Below are 15,188 nucleotides of genomic sequence, written 5' to 3' on the forward strand. Positions count from 1 at the left end.
CACGATGCGCTTCGGCCTGTTCGGCAAAAGCGCCGCCGACAAGGCTGCCGCGGCCGATGCTGCGACGCGGATCAAGACGGATGTGCGCGATCTGCTGGGGCTGAGCGAGGCCGCAGCGATCGCCGTCAACGAGATCCTCTGCGCCGACCCCGCCTGTCCCGGCACCGAGACGGTGATCCTGGTGATGAACCCGGGCGAAAAGACAAAGGCCTTCAAGGCGCAGATGGCCATGGCCGATCTCAAGCGCGAGGCGCTGGCCGAGGTTCTGGCGCAGTAAGCTCATCGTCATTGCGAGCGGAGCGAAGCAATCCAGACCTTGCGCTCCACGTCTCCCTGGATTGCTTCGCTGTGCTCGCAATGACGGCTGTCGTCGGCACGTAACCGCCATGGCCTGTCAGGAGCCTTGGCGATATTCTGCGGCATGGCTCGTCGACCCAACCTCCCGCCCGCTCTCACCTCCTCACAAGCTCGCCGGATCTGGCTGAGGGCCCAGCGCCTGGATATGCGCGAGCCCTTCGGCAGCGGCCCCGAAGCGACGCGGGCGGCGATCGAGCATCTCGGCTATGTGCAGATCGACACGATCAATGTGATCGAGCGCTGTCATCATCACATCCTGCAATCGCGCATCCCCGGCTACGAGCGGGCGCATCTCCAGCAGGCCCAGTCGGCAGAGAAGAGCGTTTTCGAATACTGGACGCATGCGCTGTCCTATGTGCCGACGCGCGACATCCGCTTCTTCCTGCCCGCGATGAAGGCCCATCGCGAGGAGCCCAAGCGCTGGTCGGCGGTGGGCGGCGGGGAGGAGGCTCGCAAGCTTCTGCGGCGCATCCGTCGGGATGGCGCGCTGACAATCCGCGACATCGACAGCGACGTGCTGGTCGAGAAGGCGCATCTCTGGGCCAGCAAGAAGCCCTCAAAAGGCCTGCTGGAGCGGGCTTTCTACGATGGCGAGCTTGTGGTCTCGGCGCGCGCCGGCATGCTCAAGACCTATGAACTGTTCGACCGGCATTTCGCCTGGGAGAAGCGGCCGATACCCGCCTCGCAGCGGCAGGTCACCGCGTATCTCCTGGACCGCGCCCTGCGCTCGCAAGGAGTGGTCAGCCTCGATTCCGTCTGCCATCTCGATGCCCCCGGAAAGAAGGCCGTCGCCGAGTTGATCGCCGCGCGGGTCAAGCGCCGCGAACTTGTCGCTGTCGATGTCGATGGTGCGGGCAAAACCGGGCACTGGATGCCGCGCGACCTGCTTGAGGCCATGCCGGCGCAGGCGCCCGATGAGGAACTGGTCCACATCCTCTCGCCCTTCGATCCGCTGATCATCCAGCGCAAGCGGCTGAAACTGTTCTTCGGCTATGACCACCTCTTCGAGGCCTACCTGCCGAAGGAGAAGCGGGTCTTCGGCTATTTCGCGCTTCCCGTGCTGGTCGGTGACAGGATCGTGGCGGCGCTCGATCTCAAGACCGATCGCGCCGCCGGAAAGCTCCTGATTCAGCAATGGAGCTGGATCGACGGGCAGGGGACGCCTGAGCTGAAGGCGCGGATCGAGGGGGAACTGGGCCGCTTCGAGCGCTTCCAGTTGGGCTGAGCCGCTTCCCGTCATTGCGAGCAAAGCGAAGCAATCCAGTGGCGGAAGAGCGCTACGTCCTCCTGGATTGCTTCGCTTTGCTCGCAATGACGCTACGGGGCCGTCAGGCGCCCAGCAGGTCCACCAGATGCGGGATCAGCGGCTCGTCGGCCGGCGGCATGGCGAGGTCGCGCAGCTTGCCGGGGCGGACCCATTTCAGCGCCTGGCCTTCACGCGAGCTGACCGTGCCCTGCCAGCGCCGGCAGATATAGAGCGGCATCAGAAGGTGGAACTCGGGATAGGCATGGCTGGCGAAGGTGAGCGGCGCCAGGCAGTCCTCCTTCACGGTGATGCCGAGTTCCTCGTCGAGCTCGCGGATCAACGCGGGTTCGGGACGCTCGCCCGTCTCCAGCTTGCCGCCGGGAAACTCCCACAGGCCCGCCAACGACTTGCCCTCTGGCCGCTGCGTGACGAGGATGCGGTTGTCGGGATCGATCAGCGCGCAGGCGACGACGAGAAGCAGTTTCAAGCGAAGAACTCAATTGCCGGAGAGGATGATGTCGACCGGCTCGGTTTCCCGGCCGGTCAGCGTGACGCTATCATAGACCGAGCCGCCCTCGCGCTGCTCATCATCGCCCCAGACGATCTGGGCCGTGAGAAAATAGCGTCCGGGCGGCACGTTCTCGAACCGGAAGCGACCATTGGCCTGGATCTTCACAATTCGGGTGTGCTCGCCATAGGCGGGATCGGGTGCGTCCTGCTTGGGATAGCGCGCCACCGCCACGAACTTCCGGTCGCCATAGAGCTGCGTCACGCGCTCCTGCGCATAGGCCGTCGCCGGGATCAGGCGAATGACCTCGCCTGCCGCATTGACCACCGTGCCGGTCGAGCGCGTGCGGAAGGCATGGCCGGTGACGACGCCCGTGCCCGGTTTCTTGATGAAGGCGGCATCGGCTGCGGAAAAGACCTGTGTCGCGGGCGGGCGCTGGGGCGTGTGGCACGCGGCCATCGCAACAGCCAGAACGACGACAGCACCAGCCAGCCTGATCATCCCGCCCTCTTTGTCGCCGTGACAAGGAATACTCCGGCCAGGATGATGCAGCCTCCGATGATCTGGCGCATCTCCAAAGTTTCGCCGAGCACGAGGATGCCCATGATCGTCGCCACGGTGGGGACGAGATAGCCGGTCATCGCCGCGCGCGTCGGGCCTGCCGCCCGGATCAGGCGCATGAAGATCGCCATGGGAATTGCAGTCGAGGCGAGGCCGAGCGCGAGCATGGCCGGCCAGTGGTCTGCGATCGGCAGCAGCGCGGCCGAGCCGGAGAAGACGAGGGTCAGGCCAAGCGCGACGAGGCCCGACACGACCTGCTGGCCAAGCGCCAGCCGTGCGGGATCGCCGGCCGAGGCCGGGACGGCGCGGGCGTAGAGATTGCCGGTGGCATAGCCGAGCATGACGCCGACCATGGCCAGCACGCCCAGCGCGGTGCCCCCGCCCTCCACGAGGCGCGGGCCGATCAGGACACCGACCCCGACCATCCCCAGGAGGATTCCGGCGAGGCGACGCCCACTCAGCCGCTCCTCGGCGAACAGGAAATGCGCGAACACGGCCGTGACCAGAGGGCCGGCCGCCTGGATCATTGCCGCGGGTCCGCTGGCGAGTTGCGTCAGCGCATAGGCGACGAGCACATTGGGCACCCAGCCATTGGTCGTGCCGAGCACGAGCCAATGCCTGATCTCGTCACGGCGCGGCAGCGGGTTCTGGCCGAGCCATACAATCCACAACGCCAGCGTGCTCGCGCCGAGCAGGCCGCGCCCGGCCGCGACGGCCAGAGGCGACACCTCGCCGTTCATCAGCTTGATGAACAGGAAACTGCAGCCCCAGAAGAAGGAGCAAACCAGCAGGTTCCCAACGACGAAGGCCCGGCTGGGTTCGGCCGGCCGCGGCGCCTCAGCTGCGATAGTCGCCATTGATCTCGACATAGGCCTTGGTCAGGTCGCAGGTCCAGACGACGGACCTGCCCCGGCCGATTCCGAGATCGGCGGTGATGACGATGTGATCGCCCTTCATGTAGTCGGAGACCGCCTGCTCGTCATAGGAACCCGCGCGCGCGCCCTGCTCGGCGACCATGATCTCGCCGAAGGAGATGTCGAGCCTGTCGCGATCAGCGGGCTCGCCGGCCTTGCCGACGGCCATGACGACGCGGCCCCAATTGGCGTCCTCGCCGGCGACCGCGGTCTTGACCAGCGGCGAATTGGCGATGGAGAGCGCAACGCGCTTGGCCGAGCGCGACGAGGTGGCACCCGCGACGCGGACCTCGACGAATTTGCGCGCGCCCTCGCCATCCTTGCAGACCAGATGCGAGAGCTCGAGCAGCAGGCTGTTCAGCGCGCGCTTGAAGCCCGACAGCCTGTTGTCGCCGATCTCGGTGATGGCGGGTACGCCGCGGGCGGCGGCCTTGCCGGTGGCAAACAGCATCAGCGTGTCTGAGGTCGAGGTGTCGCTGTCGACGGTGACGGCGTTGAACGAGCCTTTTACGCCCCTCGACAGCAGCGCCTGCAAGACGGGGGCGGCGATCGGCGCATCGGTGAAGACGAAGGACAGCATGGTGGCCATGTCGGGCGCGATCATGCCCGCGCCTTTGGCGATGCCGGCGAGGACGATCTCATGGCCGTCGATCTTGGCTTTTCGCGACAGCGCCTTGGGGAAGGTGTCGGTGGTCATGATCGCCTTGGCGGCGTCGATCCAGGGACCGTCGGCGGCGCGGCTGGCGCAATCCTGCAGCACGCCGTTGAACTTGGTGGCGTCGAGCGGTTCGCCGATCACGCCGGTCGAGGCGATGAAGACTTCCTGCGGCTGGCAGCCGACGGCCTTGGCGGCGATCTCGGCGGTCAACTTGACGGAATCGCGACCTTTGAGGCCGGTGAAGGCGTTGGCGTTGCCGGAATTGACCACGATGGCCCGAGCGGAGCCCTGCGCCAGGTTCTCGCGGCACCAGTCGACCGGGGCCGAGGGGCATTTCGAGCGCGTGAAGACGCCGGCGGCCTGAGTGCCCTCGTCGAGCAGCATCAGCACGACATCGGTGCGGCCCTTGTAGCGGATGCCCGCCTCGGCCGTGGCGAAGCGCACGCCCGGCACGGCGGGAACTTTTGGCTGCTGCTTGGGAGCGAGCGGAGAAACGGGAACATCCTTGCCGGCCATCGTAAGCGTCTCCTGTGCGGGGAGGCTGATGTGCCGCAGGGCGGGCCAGAAAACAAGAAGGGCGACCTCTCGGCCGCCCCTCCTGTGGTGCAATGGTCGTCGTCAGGCGTCGATCAGGGCTTCTTCGGCTCTGCGGGCTTGGCGGCAGGAGCTGTGTCGGCGGGCTTGTCGAGGCGCTCGATCTGCGCCTTTTCCCGCAGCGCCAGCACGAGATCCTGCTGGGCCTTGCGCTCGAGATACTGGTCGATCTGCGGCTTCACCGAGGCGAAGTCCGGCAGCGGCTTGGTGCGACGATCCTCGAGCTTGATGACATGCCAGCCGAACTGGCTCTTCACGGGCTCGGAGACCTCGCCCTTCTTCAGCTTGAAAGCGGCTTCGGCGAATTCCGGGACCATGCGGTCCTTGCTGAACCAGCCGAGCGAGCCGCCTTCCTTGCCTGAGCCGGGATCCTTGGAGAGTTCGGCTGCGATCTTGGCGAAATCCTCGCCCTTCTTGATGCGCTCAGCGACCGTCTTGGCGACGGCCTCGTCCTCGACCAGGATATGGCGGGCGTTGAGCTCTTCCTCGGGCGTCAGAGCCTTGACGGTGTCGTTGAACAGCTTCTGGGCTGCTTCCGGCGTCGCGGCCTTCTTGGCCTCGCGCTGCAGGTATTCGTCGAGCAGGACCTTGTCGCGGTTATAGGCGAGGCGGGCTGCGAAATCGGGACCTTCGCCGACCTTGGCGTCGGTCGCGGCCTTGGCGCCGAGCTTGAGGTCGACCAGGTAGTTGACGACCTCGTCGCGCTTGCGCTCCTCGGGGACCTGAGCGAGGCGCTCGCCGAGATCCTCGGTCGCAAGCGTCATGTCGCGTTCGGTGATCGCCATGCCGTTGACCTTGGCGACGACCTTGTCGGGTTGGGCTGGCGCGGGCTGGGCCAGTGCTGCCGGCGCGACGGCAAGCGCCAGGCCGAGAGAGAGCAAAGCGAGACGAGACGTCATGGGACAACCTTTCGCATGCAGCGCACAGCAATGATTTTCGTTGCACTGCCAGTTGAACGCGGCAAAGGCAAGGCGGTTGAGCCACTTAAGCCAAGCGTTCACGCAAGAGTTCCTCGCCGGGAGGGCGATTACGCAGGAGACATCGGCCGCGCCCTTGGCACGGGCGAGGGAAAACACCACATCGGGAGCGAAATCGGCTGCCTATCGCGTACCGGCGCGCGGTACGTAAAGCGGCTGGACCCGGCAACCGCGCCCGTCTAAACACGCGGTCGCATTGAGAATTATCGGGCTCTCGCCCGCGCGCGGATTTCCGTGGGCCGTGAAGCGAGAGCCGTTCGTATCGAAAGGCCCAACATGCTTGGCGCGCTTGCAAAGAAACTCTTCGGCTCGTCGAACGACCGGCGCGTCAAGGGCTATGGTCCGCGCGTCGCCGCGATCAACGCGCTCGAGAACGAGGTCAGCGCTCTCACCGACGAGCAGCTGCAGGCCCGGACCGCCGAGTTCCGCCAGCAGATCGCCAACGGCACCAAGCTCGACGACCTGCTCGTGCCGGCCTTCGCGACGGTGCGCGAGGCGGCCAAGCGCGTGCTCGGCCAGCGGCCCTACGACGTTCAGCTCGTCGGCGGCATCGTGCTTCACGAAGGCGCGATCGCCGAAATGAAGACCGGCGAAGGCAAGACCCTGGTCGCGACCCTGCCGACCTATCTCAATGCGCTCGAGGGCAAGGGCGTCCACGTCGTCACGGTGAACGACTATCTCGCCCGCCGCGACGCGGAGTGGATGGCGCGCCTCTACAACTTCCTGGGCCTCTCGGTCGGCATCATCGTCCACGGCATCGAGGACGAGGAGCGCCAGCGCGCCTACGCGAGCGACATCACCTACGGCACGAACAACGAGTTCGGCTTCGACTATCTGCGCGACAACATGAAGTACGAAGTTGGCCAGATGAGCCAGCGCGGCCATCACTTCGCGATCGTCGACGAGGTCGATTCGATCCTGGTCGACGAGGCGCGTACGCCGCTCATCATCTCCGGGCCGCTCGACGACAAGTCCGACCTTTACGTCGCGATCGACAAGATCCTGCCGGGCCTCGTGGCCGGCGATTTCGAGGTCGACGAGAAGCAGCGTGCGGTTTCGCTGACCGAGGCCGGCAACGACCATATCGAGGAGCTGCTGCGGGAGGCCGGGCTGCTCAAGGAGGGCGATCTCTACGACGCCCAGAACGTCACGCTGGTGCATCACGTCAACCAGGCGCTGCGGGCGCATTCGCTGTTCACGCGCGACAAGGACTACATCGTCCGCAACGACGAGGTCGTGATCATCGACGAGTTCACCGGCCGCATGATGCAGGGCCGGCGCTATTCGGAAGGGCTGCACCAGGCGCTCGAGGCCAAGGAACACGTCACCGTCCAGCCCGAGAACGCGACGCTGGCCTCGATCACGTTCCAGAACTATTTCCGCCTGTATTCAAAGCTCGCCGGCATGACCGGCACGGCCTCCACCGAGGCCGACGAGTTCTTCGAGATCTACAAGCTCGAAGTGGTCGAGATCCCGACCAACCTGCCGGTCTCGCGCAAGGACGAGGACGACGAGGTCTACCGCACCTTCGAGGAGAAGGTCCGCGGCGTCATCCGCGAGATCAAGGCGGCGCAGCAGAACGGCCAGCCGACCCTGGTCGGCACGACCTCGATCGAGCGTTCGGAACTGGTCGCCGAGATGCTGGTCAAGGACGGCTTCCAGCAGATCGACTTCTCGCAGCCCAACGCGCTGGAGCCGATCTATGCCGCTGCGCGCCAGGGCAAGCCCTCGAACCATTTCGCCGTGCTGAACGCCCGCTTCCATGAGCAGGAGGCCTATATCGTCGCCCAGGCCGGCGCGCCCGGCGTGATCACGATCGCCACCAACATGGCCGGCCGCGGCACCGACATTCAGCTCGGCGGCAATGCCGACATGCGCATCAAGCACGATCTCGGCGACATGCCCGAGGGTCCCGAGCGCGATGCGGGGGAGGCCCGCATCCGCGCGGAAGTCGCCGATTTCAAGCAGCGCGTGCTCAAGGCCGGCGGCCTCTACATCGTCGGCACCGAGCGCCATGAGAGCCGCCGCATCGACAACCAGCTGCGCGGCCGCGCCGGCCGCCAGGGCGATCCCGGCCGCTCGAAATTCTTCCTGTCGCTGCAGGACGACCTGATGCGCATCTTCGGTTCCGACCGCATGGACGGGATGCTGCAGAAGCTCGGCCTCAAGGAGGACGAGGCGATCGTCCATCCCTGGATCAACAAGGCGGTCGAGAAGGCGCAAGGCAAGGTCGAGGCTCGCAACTTCGACATCCGCAAGAACATCCTGAAATACGACGACGTGATGAACTCGCAGCGCAAGGTCGTGTTCGAGCAGCGCCGTGACTTCATGCGCCAGGAGACCGTGCGCGAGACGATCGACGACATGCGCCACGGCGTCTGCGAGGACCTGGTCGCCCGCCACATCCCCGAGGAGGCCTATCCCGAGCAGTGGGACACCACGGCTCTCAAGGAAGGCGTGATGCAGTTCCTCAACCTCGATCTTCCGATCGAGGAATGGGCAAAGGAAGAGGGCATCGCCGACACCGAGCTGCGCGAGCGTATCCGCAAGCTGGCCGATGCTGACTATGCCGCGCGCATCGAGCGCAACACCGAGGAGGTGATGGTCTATGTCGAGAAGCAGGTTCTGCTGCAGACGCTCGACCATCTCTGGCGCGACCATCTCGTCACGCTCGACCATCTCCGGCAGGTCATCGGCTGGCGCGGCTATGCCCAGCGCGACCCGCTCAACGAGTACAAGCAGGAAGCCTTCGAGCTCTACGACTCCCTGACCGACCGCCTGCGCGAGCAGGTGACGGGCAATCTCATGCGGATCGAGGTTCGCTTCGATGCGCCGGAGGAGTCCGCTGGCCTGCCGCCCCAGGGCGATGGCGAGGCGGGCGCTGGCTTCGGCGGCGATTTCGGCTCGGCCGGCCTGCAATACGCAGCCACCGATGGCGACGTCGCCGTGCTCGACCGCGATCCGCAGGACCCGGCGACATGGGGCAAGGTCAGCCGCAACGAAGCCTGCCCCTGCGGCTCCGGCAAGAAGTTCAAGCACTGCCACGGACAGTTCGTCTGAGCTCAAGCGTTCGACCTCGGAAACGCACCGTCATCCTGGGCGCCCGTAGGGCGTCCAGGATCCATCGGAGAGCTCCTCAGCTTTGAGCGATCTCGGACCTGTGCCGCTGCGCAGTTCCAGGTTGACGCAATGGTTGACGGGAAACTCTCCACGCTGCAGCGCCGGCTTGCCCTCGACACCCCGACATTGTAGCCAAGTGTATGGCAACAATCTCGGAGCCGTCCCCATGACGCAGGGCGACAAGACCGCGCTGTGGTTGCGGCCGCTCGACCCCGCTCTGGGGCCGCGTTATCTTCAGATCGTCGAGTCGATCGCCCAGGCGGTGGCCACTGGCGTGCTGCGCGCCGGAGATCGCCTGCCACCGCAGCGCCGCCTGGCCGAGCGCCTCGATGTCGACCTGACCACCGTGACGCGCGCCTATCTCGAGGCGCGCCATCGCAACCTGCTCGACGCCGTCACCGGCCGCGGCTCCTTCGTCTCGGCGCGGGAGGCGCAGTCCGGTCCCGCGATCGATCTCAGCATGAACATTCCGCCGGCGCCCAAGGGCGTGCGGCTGGCGGAGCTGATGCAGCGCGGCATCGCCGAGATCCTGGGCAGCACCAGCGCCGACCGGCTGATGACCTATCATGTCGGCACGGGCTCGCTCGCCGACAGGGCCGCTGGCTGCGCCTGGCTCGAACCCGCGCTGGGGCCGATTGCGCCCCAGCGCCTGATCGTCACGGCCGGCGCCCAGCCGGCGCTGGTGGCGCTGATGCGATGGCTGGCGGCACCGGGCGACGCCATCCTGGTCGAGCCGCTGGCCTATCCCGGTCTTCTGGCAGCCGCGCGCCTGTGCGGATTGCGGCTGGTGCCGGTCGAGTCCGACGCTCAGGGAATCCTGCCCGAGGCGCTCGAGCGTGCGGCGCGGGAGCACGGCGCCACACGTTTGGCATTGACGCCGACGATCCAGAACCCGACGACCGTGACCATGCCGCTGGCCCGGCGTCGCGAGGTCGTGGCCATTGCGAGGGCGCAGGGCCTGTCGATCATCGAGGACGACCCGTACAGCCTGCTCGCGGGCGATGCCCCGCCGCCGCTCGCCGTGCTCGCGCCGGAGCGGGTCTATCACGTGGCTACGCTGTCGAAGGTCCTGACGCCCGGGCTGCGGACCGGGTTTGTCGTGATTCCGCCCGGCGTCGAGGCTGACGAACTGGGCACGCGCCTGCGCACGCTGACATTGATGCCGGCGCCGCTGATGACCGCGCTGGCGACGCACTGGATCAGGATCGGGGCGGCCCGCGACCTGCTGGACGGGGTGCGCGAGGAGGCCGCCGCCCGGCAGGCCCTGGCACGCTCGATCCTGCCGGCCTCTGTGCAGGCTCATCGCAACGGCCTGCATGTCTGGCAGGCGCTGCCGCCGCATTGGGACCGTCACCGGCTGATCGAGACCGCGCGGCAGGAAGGGCTCGGCGTCACGCCGTCGGACGTCTTCAGCGCGACCGGCGGCAGCCCCGATGCGGTGCGGATCTCCCTTGGGGGTGTGCCCGAGCGCAGCCGTCTGACCGACGCGCTACGGACGCTGGCGACGATCATCGGCAGCGGGCGGGTCGGGCAGCATTCGATCGTCTGAGGGTCAGTTCGACGGCTTGGTCTGAGGGCGATAGAGGCGACCCTCCTCGGCCTTGTGGAAATACTGGGACGCGACGAGCCAGCCCTTGAGCGGCTGCAGCGGCGGAATGCAGGTCAGCAGGATCAGTGGCAACGTCGTGACGAGATGCACCCAGGTCGGGGGATTATAGGCAAGCTCGAGCCAGAGCGGGAACGCCGCTGCCGGCACGCAGACGAACATCATCACGAAGAAGGCCGGGCCGTCGGCCGGGTCGGCGAAGCCGTAGTCGAGACCGCAGGCCTCGCATTTCGGGCGCAGCTTCAGGAAGCTCTCGAACAGGTGCCCCTCGCCACAGCGGGGGCAACGGCCACGCAGGCCGGTCTTGAGCGGCGAGAGCGGGGGCCAGGACGTCTCTGGGGTGGACGAGGACGTCTCTGGCATGGACACCGTCGGCCGGGTCTCCTCGGGCATATGCGTGACTCCACTGGCGAGCCGGCTGGCGGCTCATGCGTCAGGTGGTGTCTGACACATACAATGTCAATATTGTATGCGTCTGTTTGACGCCCTCACCCGGATTCCGCAACGGGTTCAGGCGACCCCGAGCAGGCGGATCAGGCCGTAGCTGATCGCGCCCAGTGCGAGCAGGGAGGCGGTGACCGCGAGGGTAACCCGGGGCCCGGCCTTAGCGACTGTCGCGATGTCGACGCCCAGACCCAGCGCCGCCATCGAGATGATGGTTAGCAGCTTGGAGACCGTGGCGATCGTCGGGAGGGCAAAGGCCGGGATCGCGCCTGCCGAGCGCAGGGCCGCCATGACCAGAAAGCCAACGATGAACCAGGGCACGAGCCGGTTGATCGGGACCCGGCGGGGCGCGGATGGCACGCCGGCGAGCGCGGCTCCGGCAGCCGTCTCGGCAGGGCTCCGCAGCCTGCTTGAAACCAGTGAGAGCACCAGCACCACCGGCCCCAGCATCAGCACGCGCACCAGCTTGACCAGCGTGCCGACCTGAACTGCGATCGGGCCAGCCGGCGCGGTGGCGGCAAGGACTTGCGGGACGGCGTAGACAGTCAGGCCCGAGAGGACGCCGTATTGCGTGGCGCTCAACTCCAGCACCGGAATGAGCAGAGGCAATCCGATGACGACGAGCACGCCGAGCACGGCCGTGAAGGCGATCGACGAGGCGACCTCATCGCTCCTCGCGCCGATGACAGGGGCCACCGCCGCGATGGCCGAGTTGCCACAGATCGAATTGCCGCAGGCGATCAGGATCGCCATGCGGCGCGGCAGTTGCAGCGCCCGGGCGATGCCGTAGCTCATCACGATCGCGATCAAGACGACGCCGGCAATGCCGAACAGCAGGCCCGAGCCCGCGGCCATGATCGCAGCCGCACTGAGCGAGGCGCCGAGGAGCACGACGGCGATCTCCAGCAGCATCTTGGCCGAGAAGGCGATGCCGTCACGCCAGAGCGGGCCGGGCGTCCAGGCCGTGCGGACCACCGTGCCGACTAGGATCGCCAGGACCAGGGCTTCCAGCCAGGCGCGGCTAAAAACCTGCTCCTCGACACGTTCGAGCGCGACGGCCACGATCGTCACCGCGATGCAGAGGCCAATGCCCGGGAGCAGCCGACGCAGGGCGTCCAGACGCGTGCCCAGCATGCGGGGAGATTTGGTATCGCTTCCGGACGCAGACATGGATGGCACTGCCTAGAGCGGACAAAGGAGAATATTCTTCTCAGCGATGCGTGAATTCAACCAAACGTTCCAACAAGTAATTTTGCTGATTCCGTTCGATTTGCTCGATTGGTTGGTGTCTTGTCCGGCGGGGGCTCCGTCAGGCGCACCGGGTGCAGGGGGCCCTGCCTGTCCCCCCATGAGCTGCACGGGCCGACACGCGTGTCGAAATCTGCCCTTATCCCCCAAAACACGCGCGTTTCGGTGCCTGGCATTTGTCGCCGAGGGAACAAGGCGGTAAGGGCTCGGGGGTGCTGATCGGTCACGCTGATTGCGCATCCCCGGCCGTGCTTAGACGCTCTGTCGGATTGGTTTCATGGTTTCAGGAGAACGCCGGACGATGAGTGCGGTTTCGGACGGGCCGGCGGGCCGGGATCTCGCCGCCATCGCAGGGCTGAGGATCGTGCCCAGGCGCTTCCACGGCCGCTGGATATCGGCTGTCGCGATCATCGCCATCCTCGCCTGGGTGGTCATGGCCTTCGTCAACGGCGATATCGCCTGGACTGTCGTGGGGCAGTTCTTCACCGCGCCGGCGATCCTGTCGGGTCTCGGCAACACCCTGATCATGACGGTCTGCGCCATGACGCTCGGCGTCGTGCTCGGCGTGGTCTTTGCGATCATGTACATGTCGCCCAATCCCGTGCTGCGCGGCGTGGCGCTGTTCTACATCTGGTTCTTCCGTGGCACGCCGCTGCTGCTCCAGCTGCTGATCTGGTTCAACCTGGCGCTGGTCTTCCCGACCATGGGCATCCCCGGCCTGTTCTCCTTCCGCACAATCGACATCATCGGGCCGTTCATGGCGACGCTGCTGGGTCTCGGCATGAACCAGGGGGCTTACACCGCCGAGGTGGTGCGCGGCGGCATCCTGTCGGTGGACACCGGGCAGACCGAGGCCGCCAAGGCGATCGGCATGACACGGCTGACGACCTTGCGCCGGATCGTGCTGCCGCAGGCGATGCGCGTCATCATTCCGCCGGTCGGCAACGAGGTCATCAGCATGGTCAAGCTGACCTCGGTGGCCAGCGTGATCCAGTACTCCGAGATCCTGCGCAACGCGCAGACGGTCTACTACGCCAACGCCCGGGTCATCGAGCTCCTGATCGTGGCGGCCGGCTGGTACCTTCTGGTGGTGACGCTGTTGCAGATCGGCCAGTTCTTCCTCGAACGCTATTTCTCGAAGGGGCAGGGCGGCCGCCGCGGCAAGCGCAAGCAGCCGGTCGCCGCCATCGAGCAGGAGGCCCGCGCGTGAGCATGACCGAGACATCCCGCACCGGCGCGCCGATCGTCGAGATCGCCCGCGTCAGCAAGTTCTTCGGCCCGCTGACGGCGTTGAACGACGTTTCGCTCGCGATCGAGCCCGGCACGGTTCAGTGCATCATCGGGCCCTCGGGCTCCGGCAAGTCGACGCTGCTGCGCTGCATCAACCAGCTCGAGAAGATCGACCAGGGCGCGATCCGGGTCGATGGCGCGCTGATCGGCTACCGCCGCGTCGGCGACGAACTGCACGAACTGACCGATGTCGAGATCGCCAGCCAGCGCCTCGTCACCGGCATGGTCTTCCAGCGCTTCAACCTGTTCAACCACATGACGGTGCTGCAGAACATCATCGAGGGGCCGCTGACGGTCCTGAAACGTCCGCGCAAGGAGATCGTCGCCGAGGCGATGGCGCTGCTCGAGCGCGTCGACCTTGCCGACAAGCGCGATGCCTATCCCAGCGAGCTCTCGGGCGGCCAGCAGCAGCGTATCGCGATCGCCCGCGCACTGGCGATGAAGCCCAAGGTGATGCTGTTCGACGAGCCGACCTCGGCGCTCGATCCCGAACTCGTCGGAGAGGTCCTGAGCGTGATGCGCGACCTCGCGGTCTCGGGCATGACGATGATCGTCGTCACCCATGAGCTCGGCTTCGCACGCGAGGTTGCCGGCGATGTCGTCTTCATGGACAAGGGCGAGATCGTCGAGCAGGGCCCGCCGCAGACCGTACTCGTCGCGCCGAAGCAGGCGCGCACGCGCGAATTCATCGCCGCCGTCCTGAAGTGACGCTGGCGGCAACCCTTCATAACCAGGAGAGACCCATGCTTCGTTTGACCCTCGCTTCGGCCCTGCTCGCGGCGACTGCCCTGGCCGCCCAGGCCCAGGCCCTGCCCGAGCGCATCAAGACCGCCGGCAAGATCGTCATCGCCACCCAGCCGAACTATCCGCCGATCGCCTTCAAGGACCTGGCCACGAACCAGCTCACCGGCTTCGACATCGATCTCGGCGAGGCCATCGCCAAGGAGCTCGGCGTCAAGGTCGAGTGGCAGGAGACCGCTTTCGCCCAGATGCTGCCCTCGCTGCAGACCGGCCGCGTCGACACCGTGCTGGCCGGCATGAGCGACCTGCCCGCACGCCGTGAACAGGTCGATTTCGTCGACTACATGGTCTCTGGCGCGCAGTTCTACACGGTCGCCGCCTTCAAGGACTCGATCAAGACCCCCGAAGACCTGTGCGGCAAGAGCGCCGGCGCCAGCCGCTCGACCAACTGGCCCCGCCAGATCGGCGAGTGGAGCCAGGTCAACTGCGTCGCCAAGGGCAAGCCCGCGATCACCGTCGTCGGCACCGAGGGTTCGGTCGACGCCCGCACGCAGCTCAAGACGCAGCGCCTCCAGGGCGGCGTCCAGGGCAGCGAGACGATGGCGCATTTCCAGAAGCTCGAGCCCAACACCTATATCCCGCTGGGCAAGCCCTTCACCCGCTCGCTCTCGGGCATGCCCTTCGCCAAGACGGCCGAAGGCACGCAGCTGCGCGACGCCGTCAAGGGCGCGCTCGACCGCATGCAGGCCAATGGCTCCTATGATGCGCTGATTGCGAAGTACGCAACGGCCGACAATGCCCTCAAGCCGATCGTGCTGAACCAGGGCGAGTAAGCCGCGCGCCGGGCGAGCAGCGCCCGGCCATCGCGTGAAATCGGCCCGGGGCGCGACATCGCCCCGGGCTTTTCTTTGCCCGGCCGAGTCG

14 protein-coding genes are annotated in these 15,188 nt (G+C 66.5%); 7 read left to right on the forward strand and 7 right to left on the reverse strand.

Annotated elements, in window-relative coordinates; genetic code table 11:
* The first annotated feature begins 4 nt into the window (after positions 1-4).
* Both AC1D2L_RS13815 and AC1D2L_RS13820 read left to right on the forward strand, forming a co-directional pair.
* A complete protein-coding gene (locus tag AC1D2L_RS13815) occupies positions 5-277 on the forward strand; it encodes a hypothetical protein (RefSeq protein WP_476846443.1) in 273 nt (90 codons plus the stop codon).
* Between the two features lie 144 nt (positions 278-421).
* Entirely contained in the window at positions 422-1,582 is a 1,161-nt protein-coding gene (locus AC1D2L_RS13820) for a winged helix-turn-helix domain-containing protein (RefSeq protein WP_476846444.1), read from the forward strand.
* A gap of 103 nt (positions 1,583-1,685) precedes the next feature.
* Here AC1D2L_RS13820 and mutT read toward each other — a convergent pair whose 3' ends face one another.
* From mutT to AC1D2L_RS13845, 5 genes are all read right to left on the reverse strand, one after another.
* Positions 1,686-2,090 (reverse strand): 8-oxo-dGTP diphosphatase MutT, encoded by a 405-nt coding sequence (gene mutT, locus AC1D2L_RS13825; RefSeq protein ID WP_476846445.1) that lies wholly within the window; start codon positions 2,088-2,090, stop codon positions 1,686-1,688.
* A gap of 9 nt (positions 2,091-2,099) precedes the next feature.
* Entirely contained in the window at positions 2,100-2,612 is a 513-nt protein-coding gene (locus tag AC1D2L_RS13830) for a peptidase associated/transthyretin-like domain-containing protein (protein WP_476846446.1), read from the reverse strand.
* A complete protein-coding gene (locus AC1D2L_RS13835; protein WP_476846447.1) occupies positions 2,609-3,529 on the reverse strand; it encodes a DMT family transporter in 921 nt (306 codons plus the stop codon). The genes AC1D2L_RS13830 and AC1D2L_RS13835 overlap by 4 nt, the downstream gene beginning before the upstream one ends.
* Positions 3,510-4,760 carry a bifunctional glutamate N-acetyltransferase/amino-acid acetyltransferase ArgJ gene (gene argJ / locus AC1D2L_RS13840; protein ID WP_476846448.1) on the reverse strand — a complete coding sequence of 417 codons (1,251 nt, stop codon included), beginning with the start codon at positions 4,758-4,760 and terminating at the stop codon, positions 3,510-3,512. Before argJ ends, AC1D2L_RS13835 begins: the two co-directional genes overlap by 20 nt.
* Before the next feature lie 113 nt (positions 4,761-4,873).
* Complete coding sequence (locus tag AC1D2L_RS13845) at positions 4,874-5,737, reverse strand: peptidylprolyl isomerase (RefSeq protein WP_476846449.1); 864 nt, start codon at positions 5,735-5,737, stop codon at positions 4,874-4,876.
* 354 nt (positions 5,738-6,091) lie between these two features.
* Between AC1D2L_RS13845 and secA the strand changes: the two genes are divergently transcribed.
* Together secA and AC1D2L_RS13855 are read left to right on the forward strand one after the other, a co-directional pair.
* Positions 6,092-8,875: a preprotein translocase subunit SecA gene (gene secA / locus AC1D2L_RS13850; RefSeq protein ID WP_476846450.1), complete on the forward strand. Its 2,784-nt coding sequence runs from the start codon at positions 6,092-6,094 to the stop codon at positions 8,873-8,875.
* A 226-nt stretch (positions 8,876-9,101) separates the two neighbouring features.
* The gene (locus AC1D2L_RS13855) at positions 9,102-10,484 is read left to right on the forward strand and encodes an aminotransferase-like domain-containing protein (protein WP_476846451.1); all 1,383 of its coding nucleotides are present in this window, start codon (positions 9,102-9,104) and stop codon (positions 10,482-10,484) included.
* A 3-nt stretch (positions 10,485-10,487) separates the two neighbouring features.
* On the opposite strand, the gene AC1D2L_RS13860 is transcribed toward AC1D2L_RS13855, so the two are convergent.
* On the reverse strand, positions 10,488-10,904 hold the full coding sequence (locus tag AC1D2L_RS13860; RefSeq protein WP_476846585.1) for a DUF983 domain-containing protein: 417 nt from the start codon (positions 10,902-10,904) through the stop codon (positions 10,488-10,490).
* 147 nt (positions 10,905-11,051) lie between these two features.
* On the reverse strand, positions 11,052-12,155 hold the full coding sequence (locus AC1D2L_RS13865) for a YeiH family protein (RefSeq protein ID WP_476846452.1): 1,104 nt from the start codon (positions 12,153-12,155) through the stop codon (positions 11,052-11,054).
* 379 nt (positions 12,156-12,534) lie between these two features.
* Between AC1D2L_RS13865 and AC1D2L_RS13870 the strand changes: the two genes are divergently transcribed.
* From AC1D2L_RS13870 to AC1D2L_RS13880, 3 genes are read left to right on the forward strand one after another with little or no spacing between them, the layout of a single operon-like run.
* Complete coding sequence (locus AC1D2L_RS13870; protein ID WP_476846453.1) at positions 12,535-13,443, forward strand: amino acid ABC transporter permease; 909 nt, start codon at positions 12,535-12,537, stop codon at positions 13,441-13,443.
* A 2-nt stretch (positions 13,444-13,445) separates the two neighbouring features.
* A complete protein-coding gene (locus AC1D2L_RS13875) occupies positions 13,446-14,231 on the forward strand; it encodes an amino acid ABC transporter ATP-binding protein (protein ID WP_476846586.1) in 786 nt (261 codons plus the stop codon).
* Between the two features lie 35 nt (positions 14,232-14,266).
* Positions 14,267-15,097, forward strand: coding sequence for an ABC transporter substrate-binding protein (locus AC1D2L_RS13880; protein WP_476846454.1), 831 nt, complete (start codon positions 14,267-14,269; stop codon positions 15,095-15,097).
* Positions 15,098-15,188 lie beyond the last annotated feature (91 nt).

It is taken from the genome of Allobosea sp. P1_B10 (genome assembly GCF_056406735.1).

What these genes read in the sequence shown, in the direction of transcription:
- AC1D2L_RS13815 (WP_476846443.1), top strand. Translation starts at nt 5, where the DNA reads ATGCGCTTCGGCCTGTTCGGCAAAAGCGCCGCCGACAAGGCTGCCGCG.
- AC1D2L_RS13875 (WP_476846586.1), top strand. Translation starts at nt 13,446, where the DNA reads ATGACCGAGACATCCCGCACCGGCGCGCCGATCGTCGAGATCGCCCGC.
- AC1D2L_RS13870 (WP_476846453.1), top strand. Translation starts at nt 12,535, where the DNA reads ATGAGTGCGGTTTCGGACGGGCCGGCGGGCCGGGATCTCGCCGCCATC.
- AC1D2L_RS13835 (WP_476846447.1), bottom strand. Translation starts at nt 3,529, where the DNA reads ATGGCGACTATCGCAGCTGAGGCGCCGCGGCCGGCCGAACCCAGCCGG.
- AC1D2L_RS13845 (WP_476846449.1), bottom strand. Translation starts at nt 5,737, where the DNA reads ATGACGTCTCGTCTCGCTTTGCTCTCTCTCGGCCTGGCGCTTGCCGTC.
- AC1D2L_RS13830 (WP_476846446.1), bottom strand. Translation starts at nt 2,612, where the DNA reads ATGATCAGGCTGGCTGGTGCTGTCGTCGTTCTGGCTGTTGCGATGGCC.
- AC1D2L_RS13880 (WP_476846454.1), top strand. Translation starts at nt 14,267, where the DNA reads ATGCTTCGTTTGACCCTCGCTTCGGCCCTGCTCGCGGCGACTGCCCTG.
- secA (WP_476846450.1), top strand. Translation starts at nt 6,092, where the DNA reads ATGCTTGGCGCGCTTGCAAAGAAACTCTTCGGCTCGTCGAACGACCGG.
- AC1D2L_RS13865 (WP_476846452.1), bottom strand. Translation starts at nt 12,155, where the DNA reads ATGTCTGCGTCCGGAAGCGATACCAAATCTCCCCGCATGCTGGGCACG.
- argJ (WP_476846448.1), bottom strand. Translation starts at nt 4,760, where the DNA reads ATGGCCGGCAAGGATGTTCCCGTTTCTCCGCTCGCTCCCAAGCAGCAG.
- AC1D2L_RS13860 (WP_476846585.1), bottom strand. Translation starts at nt 10,904, where the DNA reads ATGCCAGAGACGTCCTCGTCCACCCCAGAGACGTCCTGGCCCCCGCTC.
- AC1D2L_RS13855 (WP_476846451.1), top strand. Translation starts at nt 9,102, where the DNA reads ATGACGCAGGGCGACAAGACCGCGCTGTGGTTGCGGCCGCTCGACCCC.
- AC1D2L_RS13820 (WP_476846444.1), top strand. Translation starts at nt 422, where the DNA reads ATGGCTCGTCGACCCAACCTCCCGCCCGCTCTCACCTCCTCACAAGCT.